General features: G+C 66.4%; 16 protein-coding genes. 12 read left to right on the top strand and 4 right to left on the bottom strand.

The features are described from left to right. Positions 1-41 precede the first annotated feature (41 nt). The 8 genes from ACPEES_RS09550 (at position 42) to ACPEES_RS09515 (ending at position 8,621) form a co-directional block, all read left to right on the top strand. A complete protein-coding gene (locus ACPEES_RS09550) occupies positions 42-347 on the top strand; it encodes an MTH1187 family thiamine-binding protein (RefSeq protein WP_435103238.1) in 306 nt (101 codons plus the stop codon). Between the two features lie 491 nt (positions 348-838). Further along, the gene (locus ACPEES_RS09545; RefSeq protein ID WP_435103237.1) at positions 839-2,686 is read left to right on the top strand and encodes a M4 family metallopeptidase; all 1,848 of its coding nucleotides are present in this window, start codon (positions 839-841) and stop codon (positions 2,684-2,686) included. A gap of 121 nt (positions 2,687-2,807) precedes the next feature. Beyond that, positions 2,808-3,299, top strand: coding sequence for a Fur family transcriptional regulator (locus ACPEES_RS09540; RefSeq protein WP_435103236.1), 492 nt, complete (start codon positions 2,808-2,810; stop codon positions 3,297-3,299). Between the two features lie 92 nt (positions 3,300-3,391). Then, a complete protein-coding gene (locus tag ACPEES_RS09535) occupies positions 3,392-4,330 on the top strand; it encodes a metal ABC transporter solute-binding protein, Zn/Mn family (protein WP_435103235.1) in 939 nt (312 codons plus the stop codon). Then, positions 4,327-5,088 carry a metal ABC transporter ATP-binding protein gene (locus ACPEES_RS09530; protein ID WP_435103234.1) on the top strand — a complete coding sequence of 254 codons (762 nt, stop codon included), beginning with the start codon at positions 4,327-4,329 and terminating at the stop codon, positions 5,086-5,088. Before ACPEES_RS09535 ends, ACPEES_RS09530 begins: the two co-directional genes overlap by 4 nt. Then, on the top strand, positions 5,075-5,917 hold the full coding sequence (locus tag ACPEES_RS09525) for a metal ABC transporter permease (RefSeq protein WP_435103233.1): 843 nt from the start codon (positions 5,075-5,077) through the stop codon (positions 5,915-5,917). The genes ACPEES_RS09530 and ACPEES_RS09525 overlap by 14 nt, the downstream gene beginning before the upstream one ends. 36 nt (positions 5,918-5,953) lie before the next feature. Continuing rightward, positions 5,954-6,817, top strand: coding sequence for a M23 family metallopeptidase (locus ACPEES_RS09520; protein ID WP_435103232.1), 864 nt, complete (start codon positions 5,954-5,956; stop codon positions 6,815-6,817). Positions 6,818-6,839: 22 nt separating this feature from the next. Further along, positions 6,840-8,621: an acyl-CoA dehydrogenase gene (locus tag ACPEES_RS09515; protein WP_435103231.1), complete on the top strand. Its 1,782-nt coding sequence runs from the start codon at positions 6,840-6,842 to the stop codon at positions 8,619-8,621. Positions 8,622-8,635: 14 nt separating this feature from the next. On the opposite strand, the gene ACPEES_RS09510 is transcribed toward ACPEES_RS09515, so the two are convergent. Then, complete coding sequence (locus ACPEES_RS09510; RefSeq protein ID WP_435103230.1) at positions 8,636-9,976, bottom strand: chloride channel protein; 1,341 nt, start codon at positions 9,974-9,976, stop codon at positions 8,636-8,638. Between the two features lie 377 nt (positions 9,977-10,353). On the opposite strand from ACPEES_RS09510, the gene ACPEES_RS09505 reads away from it, so the two are divergent. Beyond that, positions 10,354-11,124, top strand: a complete 771-nt coding sequence (locus ACPEES_RS09505; protein ID WP_435103229.1) for an enoyl-CoA hydratase — start codon at positions 10,354-10,356, stop codon at positions 11,122-11,124. A gap of 6 nt (positions 11,125-11,130) precedes the next feature. On the opposite strand, the gene ACPEES_RS09500 is transcribed toward ACPEES_RS09505, so the two are convergent. Further along, a complete protein-coding gene (locus ACPEES_RS09500) occupies positions 11,131-11,577 on the bottom strand; it encodes a MarR family winged helix-turn-helix transcriptional regulator (RefSeq protein WP_435103228.1) in 447 nt (148 codons plus the stop codon). Positions 11,578-11,965: 388 nt separating this feature from the next. Between ACPEES_RS09500 and ACPEES_RS09495 the strand changes: the two genes are divergently transcribed. Next, positions 11,966-13,603, top strand: a complete 1,638-nt coding sequence (locus ACPEES_RS09495; RefSeq protein ID WP_435103227.1) for a fatty acid--CoA ligase — start codon at positions 11,966-11,968, stop codon at positions 13,601-13,603. Here ACPEES_RS09495 and ACPEES_RS09490 read toward each other — a convergent pair. Further along, the gene (locus ACPEES_RS09490) at positions 13,598-14,815 is read right to left on the bottom strand and encodes an EAL and HDOD domain-containing protein (protein ID WP_435103226.1); all 1,218 of its coding nucleotides are present in this window, start codon (positions 14,813-14,815) and stop codon (positions 13,598-13,600) included. The genes ACPEES_RS09495 and ACPEES_RS09490 overlap by 6 nt on opposite strands. Before the next feature lie 117 nt (positions 14,816-14,932). Between ACPEES_RS09490 and ACPEES_RS09485 the strand changes: the two genes are divergently transcribed. Continuing rightward, the gene (locus ACPEES_RS09485) at positions 14,933-15,238 is read left to right on the top strand and encodes a hypothetical protein (protein WP_435103225.1); all 306 of its coding nucleotides are present in this window, start codon (positions 14,933-14,935) and stop codon (positions 15,236-15,238) included. A gap of 15 nt (positions 15,239-15,253) precedes the next feature. Here ACPEES_RS09485 and recQ read toward each other — a convergent pair whose 3' ends face one another. Continuing rightward, positions 15,254-17,086 carry a DNA helicase RecQ gene (gene recQ, locus ACPEES_RS09480; protein ID WP_435103259.1) on the bottom strand — a complete coding sequence of 611 codons (1,833 nt, stop codon included), beginning with the start codon at positions 17,084-17,086 and terminating at the stop codon, positions 15,254-15,256. A gap of 139 nt (positions 17,087-17,225) precedes the next feature. On the opposite strand from recQ, the gene ACPEES_RS09475 reads away from it, so the two are divergent. After that, positions 17,226-17,696, top strand: a complete 471-nt coding sequence (locus tag ACPEES_RS09475; protein WP_435103224.1) for a CoA-binding protein — start codon at positions 17,226-17,228, stop codon at positions 17,694-17,696. Positions 17,697-17,759: the final 63 nt, after the last annotated feature.

Below are 17,759 nucleotides of genomic sequence, written 5' to 3'. Positions count from 1 at the left end.
CCCAACGTGAACGAGTCACGACGCTTTCTGGAGGTCCGGTCATGCACGTCAACGCTGAGCTGAGCCTGATCCCCATCGGATCGGGCATATCCCTGTCACCCTACATCGCTGCCTGCCAGCAGGTGCTGGAAGAAGCCGGCCTGGAAGTGGAGCTGCACGCCAACGGCACGAATCTCGCCGGTGACTGGGAGGCGGTGATGGACGCGGTGCGGCGCTGTCACGAGGTGGTGCACGGTATGGGGGCGGTGCGGATTACGAGCACGCTCAAGCTTAGCACGCGCACCGACCGTGAACAGGGCCTCGCGGAGACGCTCGAGCGCGTGCGTTCACGGCTCGGCGATGGATGATGCTGCCGGTGCCGTCAATGAAACTGTCGCCACGCAGCGGTAAATCATGGTTTCAGCGTGACGGTAAGCGCGCACACGGCGGTCGAGGCGTACTGTATATCGGTGCCCGAATTATTTAATTTGTGATGTGTTTCACATCAATTTTTGTTTCATCGGATTTAGCGTCGTTGTCAACGAAAACGATGCATCGGCTACCGCGACGACGACAATGCGATAGACGTTGGTGCATCGACCCGGGTCACGGATGAAACCCGTCAGCCGCCAGGAAACAAGGAGGTGATATCCCCACTCGAAATCTCTTCTCCCTATGTGAGTGTTCGAGGGCCTGAATTCGCGACGTCGGGCTCTCCTCCCCGGCGCACGGCCAAACCCGGCAGCGCGTCGGACCTTCGGTTGCCCACGGGGTGGATCACATTGCCAGGCGCCAAAAGTGCAGTCGGCGAATGTGGTCCCGACCGCGGACGACCAAACCGTCAAGGAGGCAGGAGAATATGGATATCCGAATCGCACGGACCGCTACAGCGATCGGTCTCATTTCCCTCGCAGCGTTTACCGCCGCCCAGGCTGCGGAGCGCGTCGATCTCCGCAAGCAGGATGCGATCAAGGAAGCACTGAACGCACGCAGCGCGGCGTCGCTGGAGCAGGTCATGGGCCTCGCCAGCGATAGCGAGCTCAGGGAGGTGCGTCGGCAGAAGGACGAGACCAGCCGCACCCACGTGCGCTACCGCCAGCACTACCGCGGCATTCCGGTCTGGGGCGAGGAGATCGTGTTTACCCGCGGCGCCGATGGTGGCGTGGAGCGTCTGCACGGTGAGAGCGTAACCGGCATCGGTGAGGATCTCGCGGACGTCGTGCCGCGTATCGAGGCCGCCGAAGCGCTGTACCTCGCCCGCAACGATACCCGGACACGGTCGCAGGCGAACGAGCCGCTGACGTTCGAGCGCGAGGAAACCGAGCTGGTGATCTACATCGACGACAGCGATCGGGCACGGCTCGCCTACCGCGTATCATTTTTCGCCGATGTGCCCGGCGGCGGACACCCCACGCGGCCGACCTATCTCATCGACGCCGATACCAAAGAGGTGTTGCACCGCTTCGACCGCATCGCGCATGCGCAGGGCACGGGGCCCGGCGGCAACGAGCGCACCGGCCGGTATCACTACGGCACCGACTTTCCCGCCTTCACCGTGAGTGAGGAAAGCGGCGACTGCTACATGGAAAACGCCAATGTGCGCGCGGTCAATCTCAACCATCAGACCGACGGCAACCAGACGTTTTCCTACGACTGTTACGAGAATACCTTCCAGCAGATAAACGGTGCCTATTCGCCCATCAACGATGCGTTCTACTTCGGTGGCGTCGTCTACGACATGTACCAGGACTGGTATGGCACCGAGCCCCTTTCGTTTCAGCTCACGGTGCGCGTGCACTACGGCCGGAACTACGAGAACGCGTTCTGGAACGGCGAGACCATGACCTTTGGTGACGGCGCCTCGAACTTCTATCCGCTCACCGATCTGAACGTGGTCTCCCACGAGGTCAGCCACGGCTTCACCGAGCAGAACTCCGGACTCATCTACAGCGGCAAGTCCGGCGGCATCAACGAGGCGTTCTCGGACATGGCCGGCGAGGCCGCGGAGTACTTCATGGAGGGCTCCAACGACTGGCTGGTCGGTGCCGACATCGTCAAGGGCGGCGGCGCCATGCGCTACATGGCCGACCCGCCGCGTGATGGCGCGTCCATCGGCAGTGCCGACGACTACTACTCGGGGATGGACGTGCACAATTCCAGCGGTGTGTTCAACAAGGCGTACTACACGCTGGCCACCACCGACGGCTGGGGTACTCGCAAGGCCTTCGAGGTATTCGTCCGCGCCAACCAGTATTACTGGACGCCCTCGTCCAACTTCCAGCAGGCCGCTCAGGGCGTCGTCGATGCCGCCACGGATCTGGGCTACGACACGGCCGACGTGGAGGCGGCATTCGCCGCGGTGGACGTTCCCGTCGACGGTGACGGTGGTGGCGGGTCGGATGATGTTCTCGACAACGGTGAGACCGTCACGATCTCCGCCAATGGTGGTGAATGGGTGCGCTATCAGCTGGAGATTCCCGCCGGTGCCAGCGATCTGAGCATTCAAACCACGGGTGGAACGGGAGACGGTGACCTCTACACCCGTTACGGTGCGGAGCCCACTCGCAGTGAGTGGGATTGCCGGCCCTACAATTGGGGCAACGAAGAGCGTTGCACTGCGAGCACACCGACCTCCGGTACGCACTACATCGGCGTGTACGCCTACCAGGCGTTCTCCAACGTGGAGCTCAGCGTCAGCTGGCGCTGAGTACGCCTCGCCATTCACTGGCCTTTAGCGACGCTGCCCGGATCACCGGGCAGCGTTCTTTCCTTTTCAGCTGGGTAGTTATAACGTAGCATTTTGCCGGAGCCGACGGAGCAACCCATCAGTGAGTTCGACGCCAGTGCCGCCGTTTCCCGCCGCCGACCATGATCACGGTGATTGCGTGGCTGACGCGCTGGCGCGCGCCGAGCGACTCTCCCGCGAGCGCGGGGTCCGGCTTACCCCCCAGCGTCGGCGGGTGCTCGAGCTCGTCTGGCAGAGTCACCGACCGGCGAAAGCGTACGACCTCATTCAGGCCCTCTCCAGCGCGCAGCGCCCGGTTGCGCCTCCGACGGTCTATCGCGCCCTCGATTTCCTCATCGCCGAAGGGCTCGTACACCGTCTCGAGTCACGCAATGCCTTTGTCGGCTGTGCGGCTCCCGAGCGCCGCCATGCCGGGCAGTTCCTGATCTGTACTGGTTGCGAGGCAGTGGCGGAGCTCAATGATCCGGAAGTCGATCGGTTGCTCTGTGAGCGGGCTGCCGATCTGGGGTTCCGTCTGCGGCACCAGACGGTGGAGCTGGCGGGGTTGTGTCCGCAGTGCACAGCCGCCGGGTGAGGCCTGGAGCCGGTACCGCTTCCCGCGGCCCACTGTCGTCGCCAACATGACGTAACGTGAATTCAAGGGTGTCTGCATAGGAGAGCAGTCAAATGGTGAGCAGTCGACTCCGGCGCTGGGTAACGGGTGTCATCGCCGCGTGCCTCGTCGGTCCGGGGGTGGCACACGCAGAACCGGTCACTGTCTATACCAGCATCGTTCCGGTGAAGACCTTCGTCGAGCGGGTCGGCGGTGACCGGGTGGCGGTCACCTCCCTGGTCAAGCAGGGACAGAGTCCCGCGACTTTCGATCCGAGTCCGCGCGAGCTCGCTGCGCTGGGTGATGCGGAGCTGTTCGTTCGCGTCGGCGTGCCGTTCGAGCAGGCCTGGATGACGCGCCTGCGGGCCGCCTCACCCAGCTTGACCGTGGTGGACCTTCGCGAGCGTATCAAGCTGCGTCCCATCGGTGGCCACAAGCATGCCGGGGAAGCCGGAGACGACAGTACCCAGGCCTCGGACACCGAGAAGGTCGTCGAAGCAATGCCGGAAGGACGGGTGCCCAGTGAAGTGGCCGATCCCCACATCTGGACGTCGCCCCGCAATGCCGTGGCGATGGTGGAAAGCATTCGCGACGCCCTGGCGCGGACCGACCCGGACGGGCGGGCGGGCTACGAGCGCAACGCCGCCGAGTATATCGACCGTCTCCGGGCGCTGGATCGCGAGCTCGGCGAGCGACTCGCGCCCTACAAGGGCCGACGCTTCGTCGTGTTCCACCCATCCTGGGGGTACTTCGCGGACGCCTACGGCCTTGAGCAGGTCGCCATCGAGAGCGGCGGCAATGAGCCCGGCGCCGCCTCGCTCGACGAGCTCATTCGCGAGGCCAGGGAGGCCGACGTGAGCGCGGTGTTCGTGCAGGATCAGTTCAGCCAGCGCCATGCGCACGCCGTCGCCGATGCCATCGACGCGCAGGTGATCGCCATGGACCCGCTGGCGGCCGATTACATCGATAACCTCGAACGCGCTGGCGACGCCCTGGCCGAGGCGCTTCGGTGACCGGTGCCATCGAGCTCGACGGCGTGACAGCCGGCTATGACGGACGCGCCGCGATAGTCGACGTGTCACTGACCGTGGGCGACGGCGAGTTCCTCGGCCTGGTGGGGCCCAACGGTAGTGGCAAGAGCACGTTGCTCAAGGCCGTGCTGGGCCTCATCGACCCGATGCGTGGCCGCGTGCGGGTGCTCGGCATGCCGCCGCGGCGGGCGAGCCGGCACATTGGCTACGTGCCGCAGCATGCGGCTTTTCCACGGGACTTCCCCATAAGCGTGCGTCAGGTCGTCCGCCAGGGCCGTCTGCGCCCATGGCAGTTCGGGCCCGGTTACGCGCGCGAGGACCGACGCATCGCCGATGAGGCCCTGACCGAGGTGGAGATGGGGCCGCTCGCCGACCGGTCGGTCTCCCAGCTCTCCGGCGGCCAACTCCAGCGCGTGCTCATCGCCCGGGCGCTCGCCGTGCGCCCGCGTATGCTCTTGCTCGACGAGCCCACGGCCAACATCGACCCTCGTGCGGAACGCGATCTCTTCGATCTGCTGAAGGCGCTCAACCGCCGCATGACCATCGTCGTAGTGAGTCATGATATCGGTTTCGTGAGCGAATACGTTTCACACGTCGCCTGCCTCAATCGCAGCCTTGTCTGCCATACCGCCGAACCGCTGGACGAGGGGGTGCTGGAACGCCTCTACGGCCACCCCGTTCGGGTCGTGGATCATGCCCACGTCGATCACGTGCACGGAGGTGGCGATGGCGTTCATTGACGCGCTGCTGGGCCAGCGGTTCATGCAGTACGCGGTCCTGGGAATCGCGCTGGCGAGCCTTGCCTCGGGGCTCGTGGGGCCGTTCGTGGTGGTGCGCCGTATCGGTTACCTCGCTGGCGGGGTGGCGCACGCGGTGCTCGGCGGCATGGGAGTGGCATGGTATTTCGGCGGCGATCCCATGGCCGGCGCCCTGATTGCATCGCTGGTCGCCGCGCTGGTCATCGGCTGGGTGCATCTGCACCTGCGGGCCCATGAGGACATGCTCATCAGCGCGTTGTGGTCCGGCGGCATGGCCGTGGGCATTCTTTTCATCTCCCAGACCGATGGCTATCGTGCCGATCTTCTCGGCTATCTCTTCGGCAACATTCTGCTCGTCAGCGACGCGCAGCTATGGTTGATGGTGGCGCTGGATGTAGCCATGGCGGTGGTGATCCTGCTCTTCTACCGCCAGCTCGTGGCGGTCTGTTTCGATGCCGAGTTCGCCAGGCTGCGCGGTCTCAACGTCACCTTCTTCTATCTGCTGTTGCTGTGCCTGGTGGCATTGACCGTGGTCATCCTGGTGCAGATCGTGGGGCTCATCCTGCTGGTCGCTCTGTTGAGCCTGCCGGCCGCCATTGCTGGGCAGTGGGCGCGTTCCCTGGGGGCCATCATGGCGCTGTCGACGGTCGTCGCCGCGGGCTCCGGGTACGCGGGACTGGCCATCGCGTGGGGGCCGGATTGGCCCGCAGGCGCGACCATCGTGCTCACGCTCGGTGGCCTGTATGTGCTTTCGCTGCTGGGTCACGCGCTGGTAGGGCTTCGTGGTCGTCCAGGGTCCGCTGCCGTATAGTCGGACACGAGTCCATAAGCGCGAGGAGAGACCCCGATGCCGGCGAGATTGGTTGCCTTGATTCAGATGCGTTGGCGGCGCGGCTGCCCGGCGGTGGTGGCAGCGGCGCTGGCGATGGCCATGACCCCCGCGGCCGCAGGCACGCTGGCGCTGGAGGGGCAGCCCATGCAGGGATCGGTGCTACGTGGCCACGTCGAGCCGGCCGATGCCACCGTGTCATTCGCAGGGCGCGAAGTCAGGATCGATGACGCAGGGCGGTTCATCATCGGTTTCGGCCGCGATGCCCCGATGCAGGCGACTGTGGTCGCGGAGTGGCCGGACGGCACGCGCGAGCGGCGCGAGCTCACGGTTGGCCAGCGCGGCTATGACATCCAGCGCATCGACGGGTTGCCGGATCGCAAGGTCACTCCGAAGGACTGGGATCTGGAGCGTATCAAGCGTGAGGCGGCGCTGGTGCGAGAAGCCCGGCACCGCGACGATCGCCGCACCGATTACCGTTCCGGCTGGCAGTGGCCGACACAGGGCACCATCACCGGCGTCTACGGCAGCCAGCGGATCCTGAACGGTGAGCCGCGACGCCCTCACTACGGGGTCGACATCGCGGCCCCCGTGGGTACCCCGGTGAACGCGCCCGCCGACGGCGTCGTGACCCTGACCCATGACGACATGTTCTTCTCCGGGGGAACGCTGCTGCTGGATCACGGCCACGGCCTGTCTTCGGCGTTTCTGCATCTCTCCCGCATCACCGTCGAGGAGGGCGAGCGGGTGAATCGGGGCGATAAGATCGCCGAGGTGGGCGCGAGCGGCCGGGTCACCGGCGCCCATCTCGACTGGCGCATGAACTGGTTCGACCGGCGGGTCGATCCCGCATTGCTGGTACCGCCGATGCCATCCCAGTGATTCAGCAAGGGAGGAGAGCAGCATGACGTACGACGCCCCCACGCGGCATATGCGTTTTCTCATGGAAGAGGTACTGGGTCTGGAAGCGATCGCCGAGCTGCCCGGTTACGGCGAGGCGAGCCCGGAGACCGTCGCCGCCATTCTCGATGAGGCGGCCCGGTTCGCCGGTACGGAGCTGGCTCCGCTGAACGCCAGCGGTGATCGGCAGGGGGCGCGGCTGGAAGGCGAGCGCGTGGTTGCGCCCGACGGCTTCGCCGAGGCGTACCAGGCCTTCGTGGAAGGCGGCTGGAACGCCGTGGCCTGTGACGAAGCTCATGGTGGTATGGGGTTGCCGGCGCTGGTGGCGACGGCGACGCAGGAGATGTGGCAGTCGGCGAACATGGCATTCGGCCTGTGCCCCCTGCTCACGGCGAGCGCCATCGATCTGCTGGCCCAGCGCGGGACGGACGAGCAGCAGAAGACTTACCTGGAACCGCTGGTGCAGGGGCGCTGGACGGGCACCATGGACCTTACGGAGCCGCAGGCGGGCTCCGACCTGGCCGCGGTGCGCACCCGGGCGGTGCCCGACGGCGGGCGATACCGGCTTTTCGGCCAGAAGATATACATCACCTGGGGCGAGCACGACATGGCGGAAAACATCGTCCACCTGGTGCTCGCCCGCACCCCTGACGCACCCGCCGGCGTGAAGGGACTGTCACTGTTCATCGTGCCGGCGTACCTGCCGGACGCCCGAGGTAACCCAGGCGAGCGCAACGACATGCGCTGCGCTGGGATCGAGCACAAGCTCGGGATTCACGCCAGCCCGACGTGCACCATGGTCTACGGTGAAGGCGATGGTGCCATCGGCGACCTGGTCGGCGAGGAGGGGCGTGGACTCGAGTACATGTTCACCATGATGAACGAGGCCCGGCACAAGGTCGGGGCACAGGGCGTGGCGGTAGCCGAGCGCGCCTATCAGCTCGCCGCCGCGTTCGCCGGGGAGCGCGTGCAGGGGAAGACCGCCTGCGGTGACGCCACCATTGTCGGGCACCCGGACGTGCGCCGTATGCTGCTCACCATGAAGGCCATCGCTGAAGCCACCCGCTCGCTCACCTATGCCGTGGCGGCGGCCGGCGATCATGCCAGGCGTGGCCCCGAGCGGTTCAGCCGCGACCGCGCCCAGCGCCGGGTGGATCTGCTGACGCCGGTGGTCAAGGCATGGTGTACGGAGCTCGGTGTCGAGGCCGCCTCCCTGGGTATACAGGTACACGGGGGCATGGGCTACGTCGAGGAAACCGGCGCAGCGCAGTACTTGCGCGACGCGCGGATTTCACCCATCTACGAGGGCACCAACGGCATTCAGGCCAATGACTTCCTCGGGCGCAAGCTGCTGCGCGATGATGGCGAGGCGATGCGTGCCCTGCTCGATGACATGGCGGTCGATGCCGATGCGCTCGCCGACGCGACACACGAGCATCTCTCCACACTCGGCGCCGGCCTGGTCGCCGCGATCTCAGAGCTGCGCCGCACGACTGACTGGGTCCTCACGCAGACCCGCGGGAATGCCGTCGCTGCCGGATCCGTAGCCTGGCCGCTTTTGATGCAGACCGGCTATGTCTGCGGCGGGTGGCTGTTGGGGCGCGGCGCTCGTGCCGCCGCCGACCGCGGTGATGGCGGCGATGCGTTCCATCGCGCCCGGATTGACGTGGCGCGGTTCTATAGCGCGCACCTGCTGCCGCGGGCGGCGACCCACGCGACCGCCGTGCGCGCCGGCGCTGGCGCCGTCGCCGAGACGGCGACGGCGGCGGTGCTCGGCGAGCTGTAGACCTGTAGACGGCTTCAGGGCGCCTGCCGCGCGGTGCCGCGGGTTTCCGGCAGGAACGCCTTGGCGAGGGCGTGGTAGATGGGGTACGGACAGATCGCGCGCGAGACCCCGAAAGCGATCATGCTCGTGGCCATCAACGGCACGACGAGGCCATTGTTGTCCGTCATTTCCATGACCACGACGAAGGTGGTAATGGGGGTCTGGACGACGCCCGAGAAGTAGGCGGCCATGCTCAGCAGGATGATCGTGCTCACCGGCACGAACGGCAGCAGGTGTGTCAGGGCGCCGCCCAGTTCTGCGCCGGTCGCCAGGCTCGGCGAGAACAGACCGCCCGGGATGCCGCTCAGATACGACACCGCCGTAGCGATGAACTTCTCCACCGGCACCAGCGGTGCACTCAGCGCGTTGCCGGCGGAAGCACTCATGCCCTCGGCGAGCAGTGTCTTCGCCTGCTCGTAGCCGGTGCCATACGTGTGACCGTCGGAGACCAGGCCGAGCACGGCGATGATCAGGCCGCAGCCGATGCCGAAGAGCAATGGACGGGCCCGGCGCACGGGCCCGAGACGGCGGCTGCCCACCTGTATGCTCCACGAGAACAGGCCGCCGGCGAGGCCGCCGATGACGCCGCAAACCGGGACTGCGAGCCAGCTCGCGTCCTGGGGCAAAGACGTGTCGATCGCGCCGAAATAGGAGTAATCCCCCACCAGGAACAGTGACGTCAGACCGGCGAGGATCACCGATAACAGCACCAGCCCGCTGGTGCCTTCTTCGTAGTCACGGTGGAGTTCCTCGATCGCGAAGACGATGCCGGCGAGGGGGGTGTTGAATGCGGCGGACAGCCCCGCCGCTCCGCCGGCCAGAATGAGCCCCTTCTCCAGGTAATGCGCCGGAAATCGTCCAATCCGCCCGGCGAGATGCATCACCGCGGCGCCCACGTGGATGGTGGGCCCTTCGCGCCCTATGGATGCACCGAGCACCAGGCCGACAAAGGTGAGCGCCATCTTTGCCAGTGCCACCACGGGTGACAGCAGCCGGCGGCGTAGCGGGTCACCGGTGCCGACCTGCAGGGAGGCGATGGCCTGGGGGACGCCGCTGCCGGCGGCGGCGGGAATCCAGCGTTCGGTCAGCCAGACTAGCGCGCCGAGTCCCAGCGGAGTCGCCACGAGGCTTAGCCAGGTTGAGTCGAGCAGGAGTCGATCGTGCAGGTGCTGAGCGAAATCGGCGGTGAGGGCGAAGGCCACGGCGCTGACGCCGACGATGATCGAGGCCAACCAGAAAACGATGCGGACCCGCCATAACAATGGCGAGAGCAGGTTGCGTTTGGAGCGTTTGAGTCCGATCAGTATTTCGTTCATGCACGCACAGCCGTCCCGTCCACGCCCGTGGACGCGGGGCTGGCGCTGCCCGGTTCGCGAGGGCGAGCGAGCCTTTCCGTGGTAACGGTCCGCGGTACCCCGTTGCGGGGCCCGGTGTCGCCGGCCACGCGTGGCACGGCCTGATCGTCACGGGCGTGATGCGGGTGAAATGGATGACCCGTGGCGAGATATGCCATCGGGCCCATGAATGATCCCTTGACCCCTAACATCCGGAATCGGAACGGAGACGACCGCGCGCAAGCGACAACGGTGTCGCATTGCTGACGCCGGTTCGTCTTGCGATTCCGGATGCACGATAGTATGAGTCAATCGTCATACTGAGTACAAGGGCATGGCGACGCCCAGTGGAGGAGAGCATGGATCGAGACGTACAGCAGCCGCTGCGCCAGGCATTCGAGGCGGGCATCCTGACCCTGACACTCGCCTGTCCGCAGCGTTACAACCCGCTCACACGTGCGCTAATCGCCGATCTGCACGAAGCGCTCACCGCCGCCGCCGGGGATGATGCGGTGCGGGTCGTGATCATCGCCGCCGAGGGCAGGGCGTTTTCCGTCGGACATGATCTGGGGGAGGTTCGCGAGGGCGAATGCGAGGCGGATCACGAGGCGCTGTTCAATGCATGCAGCGACATGATGCTGGCGATTCATGAACTGCCGCAGCCGGTGATCGCGCAGGTGCAGGGCATCGCTACCGGCGCCGGTTGCCAGCTCGTGGCTGCCTGCGACCTTGCAATCGCCGCGGCGTCCGCGCGTCTGGCCACCTCGGGGATCAATCTCGGGCTGTTCTGCAGCACGCCATCCGTGGCGGTGGGGCGCAACGTCAGCCCCAAGCACGCGATGGAGATGCTGCTCACCGGAGAGTTCATCGATGCCGCCACCGCCGCGGAAATCGGTCTGATCAATCGTGCCGTGCCGGATGAGTCTCTAGCGGACGAGGTGATGACGCTGGCGGCTACGATCACTGAAAAGTCACCGCCCGCGCTACGGCTGGGCAAGCGGATGTTCTACCGCCAGCTCGGCATGGTGTTGCCCGAGGCGTACGCATACGCGAGCCGGGTCATGGCGGAGAACATGATGGAGCCGGACGCCCGGTCGGGCATCGACGGCTTTCTCGATCGCCGCCGGTAGTGCCTGTCAGGGTTCTTCGAGGGTACGCGCCAGGCGCCGGAGGACGCGTTCGGTCTCGGCGATCTCCTCGTCGCTCATGCGGCCGAACCGATCGGCGAGATGGTCGATGTGTGCCGGGAAAATACGCTGGAAGAGCTCAGAGCCCTCGTCGGTCAGGCGCACATAGACGCACCGGCGATCCTCCTCGCAGGGAACTCGTTCCACCAGCCCCTTCTGCTCCAGGCGGTCGACGACGCCGGTGAGGGTGGTTTTGTAGATGAGCGTGTGCTGGCCGAGCTCCGAGAAGGTCATCCCCTGGGTATTGCCAAGGGTGCAGACGACGTCGAACTGCGGCGCGCTCAGCCCTGTTGCCCGGATGTGCTCGCCCGCGTGCTGCTCGAAGGCCTGCCAGGCTTCGGCGAGCGCCCGGACGACATGGGCGAATGGTGCGGTGTAGCAGTTATAGCGACTCATGGGCGCATCAGCATAGCGGTATGGACGTCTGCGGCAAAACCGGATGTGGCTGTCCGCCACCTCCCTCTGTCTCAGGGATGGTGGCGGTCCCCCGTCGGCTCAAGGTATCGAGCCCGGCTTGCCGGCGGCACGACGAGCTGCCACCTTTGCGGATACTGGTCTTCCCGGAGATCCGGTCATGCGGCAGTCGGTCTGCGCGCCGCAGCGCGAGGTGTGGAGCGGGCGGTGTTGGCCGCACCCGTCAGCCCGGTCGTCGGCCGTGCCACGTCCCAGGGCGTTTGTGGCCTTGCCGCCGGGCCGCTCTGATATATGACAGGGCTTTCGGAGAAGACTGGTAACGTCGGCCGCCGTGGGCGTCCGCGATACAAGGACGAGGAGGACAGCCGTCATGGAATCGAGCATTCCGCGCACGACGTCAGCGCATCGTTACCCCCTCACGCTCGGTGCCCTGCTCGACGGTGCGGTGGCTGCGCACAGCGGGCAGGAAATCGTCAGCGGCGAGCGTCGACTGACCTACAGCGATCTCGGCGATCGCGTGCATCGCCTGGCAGCGGGGCTGCACCGGCTCGGGGTGTCGCCAGGTGACACGGTGGCCGTGCTCGACTGGGATACGCATCGCTACCTGGAGTGCTTCTTCGCCGTACCCATGATGGGCGCGGTGCTGCACATGGTGAACGTGCGCCTGTCCCCGGAGCAGATCCTCTACACGATCAATCACGCACAGGATGACGTGATTCTGGTCAATCGCGAATTCCTGCCGTTGATCGAGGACCTCCGCGACCGGATGCGCACTGTTCGTGCGCTCGTGATCATGGACGACGAAGAGCGCTCGCTGCCCGACGGTTTCGATGACGACTACGAACGGCTGGTGACCGGTCCGGCCGGCGACTACCGGTTTCCCGAGATCGGTGAGGATGCGCGCGCGACGACGTTCTATACCACGGGCACCACCGGCGAGCCCAAGGGCGTGTACTTCAGTCACCGCCAGCTCATGCTGCACACATTCGCCGTCCAGGCAGCCTGTGCCGGATCGGGGCAGGGGCGGTTCAACCCTGACGACGTCTACATGCCCATAACGCCCATGTTTCATGTCCATGCATGGGGGCTGCCGTACGTGGCGACGTTGCTTGGCGCCAAGCAGGTCTACCCGGGGCGTTACGAGCCGGGTGCATTGCTGGCGCTCATCCGGCGCGAGGGCGTTACCTTCTCGCACTGTGTGCCCACGATTCTGCGCATGCTCCTCGATCATCCGGATGCGGCGGCCACCGACCTGGAGCGCTGGACGGTGATCATCGGCGGTGCGGCCATGCCGCCAGCGCTTTGTCGCGAAGCGCTGGCGCGCGGTATCGACGTGTTCAGCGGCTACGGACTGTCCGAAACCTGCCCGGTGCTCACGCTGGCACAGCTACCGCAGGAGATGACGGGGGTGAGTGCGGTGGACGAGCAGGTCGCACAGCGCTGCAAGACGGGGCGGGCGATTCCGCTGGTTCAGCTGCGCGTGGTCGACGAGCAGATGCGGGACCTGCCTGCGGACGGCTTGAGCCAGGGCGAGGTAGTCGTGCGTGCGCCCTGGCTCACACAGGGCTATCTCTATGATCCGGAGCGCTCCGAGGCCCTCTGGCACGGGGGGTGGCTGCATACGGGCGATCTCGGTGTCCTCGATCCTGATGGCTACCTGCGTATCACCGATCGCCTCAAGGACGTCATCAAGACGGGCGGGGAGTGGGTGTCGTCGCTGGCGGTCGAGTCGTTGCTGCTGGGGCATCCGGATGTCGCGGAGGCAGCGGTGGTCGGTGTGGCCGACGAGCGCTGGGGCGAGCGGCCGGTGGCCATGGTGGTGGCGCGGGAAGGGACGAGCCCGACGTCCGACGCGCTGTGCCAGTGGGTTTCGGAACAGCTCGGCAGTACCAGCCTGCCTGTGTACGCCGTCCCCGATCGCGTGGAGGTCGTGGAGGCCATTCCACGGACCAGCGTGGGCAAAGTGGACAAGAAGCGTATCCGCACGGCGCTGGAAGAACGACTATAAGGTGGCGAGCAACTCGTAGTTGTCTTCGGCCCAGAGAATGGCGTTGACGTAGGTTTCCGAATGCAGGGTCGGGTGGCCGACATGAGCGGTCAGCCCGGGCCAGTCGCCGCGCTCGAAGCCGACAGCGATTTCGAGCAGCTCGCCGAGGCCACCGTCGCGGTCGAGCAGTGCCAGGCGTATCTCGGCAGCCACCGGCAGACTGTCGAGGAGCTCCACCATCGGGCGTTCCATCAACGCGTCGATGAGTGACAGCAGTCCAGTGGTAAAGGCCGCCGTGGGCTCGGCGAGTCCGGTCTGCTCGGCGACCTGCTCACACATGCGGGCCCGTATCAGCGACAGCAGCAACAGCGGCCGCGACGCGGGGTGGTCGAGCCGCGCCATGACCAGCAGGGTGGCGAGATTACGCACCGTGCGTGCGCCCAGCATCACGATGGTCTCGCGAATGGATTCGACCTCGCGGCGTACGCCGACACCGGCGCAGTTGACGTAACGCAATAGCCGGTAGGCGAGTGTCGCATCCTGGGCAATGAGGTCGTCCAGGTCCGCGATCCCGCAGGTGGGATCTTCCAGGCGTGCCACCAGCTCCATCGCCACCGCACGGTTGGCCGGCAGCGGCGCCCGGGTGATCAGGCGCGGCGCCGTCAGGAACGGGCCGTCGAAGAGCGCACAGGCGCTCGCCATGCAATGGTCGAATGCCACATAGTCCGGCAGATTGCCGGCGGCGACCGGAAATTCGCGTGCCGCGAGGGTTTCGGCCAATGCGTGCAGGGTCTCGCCTCCGAGACGGGGATAGTCGAGCCGTACCCAGTCGGCGAGCGCGAGCGTTCGTTCGGATACGTCGGGGACGTCGACGTGAAGCATTACGGCGTAGCCGTCGCCCTTCAGCACGCGGATGCCCTCGACCAGGCCTGGATCCGCAAGGGCCCCCGCGCTTACCTCCACGCCGATGGTCGGCGGGGCAGGGGGAAGCGCCACACGGCCGGTGACGAGTGCCCGGTTGACGCTGAGAAACGCCGGCAGACTGCCGGTCAGACGTTCCAGCCCCTGTTCCAGAAAGGCATTGGCAGCGAGGCGGGCACCGGCGAGATCGCTCTCCGCTTCGGCGCCGGCATCGTGATAGATCAGGGTATAGGCCGCAGGTGCCAGTTGCCGGTCCAGCAGAGTGCGCCGGCCGATAAGCAGGCGGTCGTCTATCGCGATGTGATCCCCCATGGCCGCCGAGGATAAACGCCTTGTCGGCGGTGGTCGAGCGTTGGTGCCGTCACCGCGTCGCAATGCCGCATGGGCACAATGCGGCTCGAGCTATCGGCGGCGTCATCGGAGAGCATCGTGCGTATCGTCATTCACGCCACGGGGTATCCGCTCAATCGCGCGAGCTATCGGCTCATTCGCCGGCGGCTGCGGGCATGTATCGACGGTCGCGACTGGCCGGGGCGGGTGCTCGTGCAGCCCTTGTGCGCCGGCGAGGCGGTGCGGTGCCGCGTGGATCTCGAGCTCCGCGGCGGTGGGGTGCTTCGTTGCGAGGGCCGTGGCGCGGGCCTCGACGAGGCGCTCGCCCGGTGCCTGGATACACTGTGTGCATGGTGGCCGGATCGCTTGTCCGCCGTCGCGCCGGGCGCGGGGATCAGGGAGTGACCGCGGCGTCGGCGGTCAGCCGTTGAAAACGCGCAGAAACGCCTCCCCATAGCGTTCCAGCTTGTGCCGGCCGACGCCGCTGACGCTCGCCATCTCCTCGAGCGTCGCCGGCCTGACCTGAAGCATCGCCAGCAGCGTCGCGTCGTGGAAGACCACGTAGGGCGGTACGCCCTCGGCGTCAGCGATCTCTCGCCGGCAGGCACGCAGCGCTTCCCAGTCGTCGCGGTCCGCCGGGTCGATCTGGGCACTGGCGCCGTCGCCGGTGCGGGCGCGTTTTTTCCGCGAGCTCCGGGTATCCCGCCGCAGGACGAGCTGGCGTTCGCCACGCAGCAGCGAGCGGCATTCCTCGGCGAGGCACAGTCCTCCGTGACCTTCCGGGTCGGGGCGAATGAAGCCCTGCGCGAGCAACTGCCGGACGATCGACTGCCACACGCTGCGTGGGTACTCCCGCCCGATGCCGTAGGTCGACAGTTGATCATGGCCCAGCCGGCGGATGCGGTCGGCACTACTGCCGAGGAGCACGTCGATGACATGGTTGGCGCCGAAGCGCTGGCCGGTGCGGTAGATGCACGAGAGCACCATGCGGGCGGGCTCGGTGGCGTCCCAGGTTTCCGGCGGCTCCAGGCAGTTGTCACAATTGCCGCAGGCGCCCGGATGCGCCTCGTCGAACCAGGCGAGCAGGCCCTGACGCCGGCAACCGGTTTGCTCGCAGAAGCCCAGCAGCGCCTCGAGACGCTGGCGCTCAGCGTGTTTGTGGCGCAGGTCCGCCTCTGAGCTCTCGAGCATGGCGCGTACGCGATAGACGTCCTGGCTGCCATACAGCAGCAGGGCGTCGGAGGGCAGGCCGTCGCGGCCTGCGCGGCCGGTTTCCTGGTAATACGCTTCCAGGCTCTTGGGCAGATCCATGTGGACGACGAAGCGCACGTCAGGCTTGTCGATACCCATGCCGAAGGCCACGGTTGCGACCACGATCAACCCGTCCTCACGCAGAAACCGCTCCTGGTTGAATTCGCGAGTCTCCCCGGAGAGGCCTGCGTGGTAGGGCACGGCGCGGACGCCGCGCTCCGACAGCCAGGCGGCCACCTCTTCCGTGGCCCGGCGGGTCATACAGTAGACGATGCCCGATTCACCGGGGTGGGCGTCCTGGATGAACTCGAAGAGTTGCTGGCGTGCCCGCTCCTTCAGGCGTACGCGATAGCGGATATTGGGCCGGTCGAAGCTGGCGACGAACGTCTCCGCGCCCGCGGGCAGCAGCCGCTGCAGGATCTCCGAGCGGGTACGGGCGTCCGCGGTGGCCGTGAGTGCGACCATCGGTGTGTGCGGAAAGCGCTCGGCGAGCTGGCCGAGCTGCATGTATTCCGGCCGGAAATCGTGCCCCCACTGGGAAACGCAGTGGGCTTCGTCGATGGCGAACAGAGCCAGCGGAATGCGCTCTAGCGTGGCCAGAAGCGCGTCGGTGAGCAACCGTTCCGGGGCAACGTAGAGCAGATCGAGCTCGCCGGCGGCGAGCGCGCGCTCGCACTCGCGCCGGTCGCGGGGATCCATGGCGGAGTTCAGATAGGCCGCTCGCACGCCGTAATGGCGCAGCGCTTCCACCTGGTCGCGCATGAGCGCAATGAGTGGCGACACCACCACCGCCGTGCCGTTGCGCAGCAGCGCCGGGATCTGGTAGCACAGCGACTTGCCACCGCCGGTGGGCATGAGCGCCAGCGCATGACGGCCGCCGGTGACCGCGTCGATGACTTCGCGCTGACGGCCACGAAATGCTTCGTAACCGAACGTCTCCCGCAATACGCGCAGTGGCGCATCGCGCTCGTCGGCGGGCAGGGTTTCCGGCGATGGATGCATGCTCATGCAGCTGGGCACTGACGAAAAGGCCGTAATCTACCGCAAATACCCGGGGGGTGTCCGCCTTCGCGGCTTCGGGGTATGCTCGCGGGCACCGAGCGACTGACCGGCAATTACTGCCGACCGCGAGCGGAGCACCATGACGGATATTGCCACCCTGCGCCGAATTCTGGCCGAAAACCGCACCATCGCCGTGGTGGGCCTGTCGCCCAAGTGGCACCGCCCGAGCTATTTCGCCGGGAAATACCTGCTCGACCACGGCTACCGTGTGATTCCGGTCAACCCGGGGCACGAGGAGATCCTCGGCCAGCGTAGCTACCCCAGCCTGCGCGATATTCCGGAGCCTGTGGACGTGGTGGACATTTTCCGCAAGTCCGAGGACGTGCCCCCCATCGTCGATGACGCCATCGCCATTGGCGCGCGGGTGGTGTGGATGCAGATCGGGGTGATCCATGAGGCCGCCGCCGAGCGTGCCCGTGCCGCCGGGCTGGAGGTGGTAATGGACCGCTGTATGAAGATCGAATACGCCCGGCTGTTCGGCGGGCTCAACTTCGCCGGGGTGAACACGGGCGTGGTCACCGCGAAGCGCTCGCGCTATATCCCCCACTGACGGCCTCGCCCGATACCCGACGTTCGCTATTATCCGCCGAGGTGCTCAGTGGCGGGCGCCACT

It is taken from the genome of Arhodomonas sp. AD133 (genome assembly GCF_051195215.1).
Taxonomy (GTDB): Bacteria; Pseudomonadota; Gammaproteobacteria; order Nitrococcales; family Nitrococcaceae; genus Arhodomonas.
The sequence above is the reverse complement of the archived record's forward strand: the minus strand, read 5'-3'. Positions and strand labels throughout refer to the sequence as shown.

Bases quoted from the DNA above. Each gene is read 5' to 3' on its own strand.
- ACPEES_RS09550 (WP_435103238.1), top strand. From the start codon at position 42: ATGCACGTCAACGCTGAGCTGAGCCTGATCCCCATCGGATCGGGCATA.
- ACPEES_RS09545 (WP_435103237.1), top strand. From the start codon at position 839: ATGGATATCCGAATCGCACGGACCGCTACAGCGATCGGTCTCATTTCC.
- ACPEES_RS09535 (WP_435103235.1), top strand. From the start codon at position 3,392: ATGGTGAGCAGTCGACTCCGGCGCTGGGTAACGGGTGTCATCGCCGCG.
- ACPEES_RS09525 (WP_435103233.1), top strand. From the start codon at position 5,075: ATGGCGTTCATTGACGCGCTGCTGGGCCAGCGGTTCATGCAGTACGCG.
- ACPEES_RS09520 (WP_435103232.1), top strand. From the start codon at position 5,954: ATGCCGGCGAGATTGGTTGCCTTGATTCAGATGCGTTGGCGGCGCGGC.
- ACPEES_RS09515 (WP_435103231.1), top strand. From the start codon at position 6,840: ATGACGTACGACGCCCCCACGCGGCATATGCGTTTTCTCATGGAAGAG.
- ACPEES_RS09510 (WP_435103230.1), bottom strand. From the start codon at position 9,976: ATGAACGAAATACTGATCGGACTCAAACGCTCCAAACGCAACCTGCTC.
- ACPEES_RS09505 (WP_435103229.1), top strand. From the start codon at position 10,354: ATGGATCGAGACGTACAGCAGCCGCTGCGCCAGGCATTCGAGGCGGGC.
- ACPEES_RS09500 (WP_435103228.1), bottom strand. From the start codon at position 11,577: ATGAGTCGCTATAACTGCTACACCGCACCATTCGCCCATGTCGTCCGG.
- ACPEES_RS09495 (WP_435103227.1), top strand. From the start codon at position 11,966: ATGGAATCGAGCATTCCGCGCACGACGTCAGCGCATCGTTACCCCCTC.
- ACPEES_RS09490 (WP_435103226.1), bottom strand. From the start codon at position 14,815: ATGGGGGATCACATCGCGATAGACGACCGCCTGCTTATCGGCCGGCGC.
- recQ (WP_435103259.1), bottom strand. From the start codon at position 17,086: ATGCATCCATCGCCGGAAACCCTGCCCGCCGACGAGCGCGATGCGCCA.
- ACPEES_RS09475 (WP_435103224.1), top strand. From the start codon at position 17,226: ATGACGGATATTGCCACCCTGCGCCGAATTCTGGCCGAAAACCGCACC.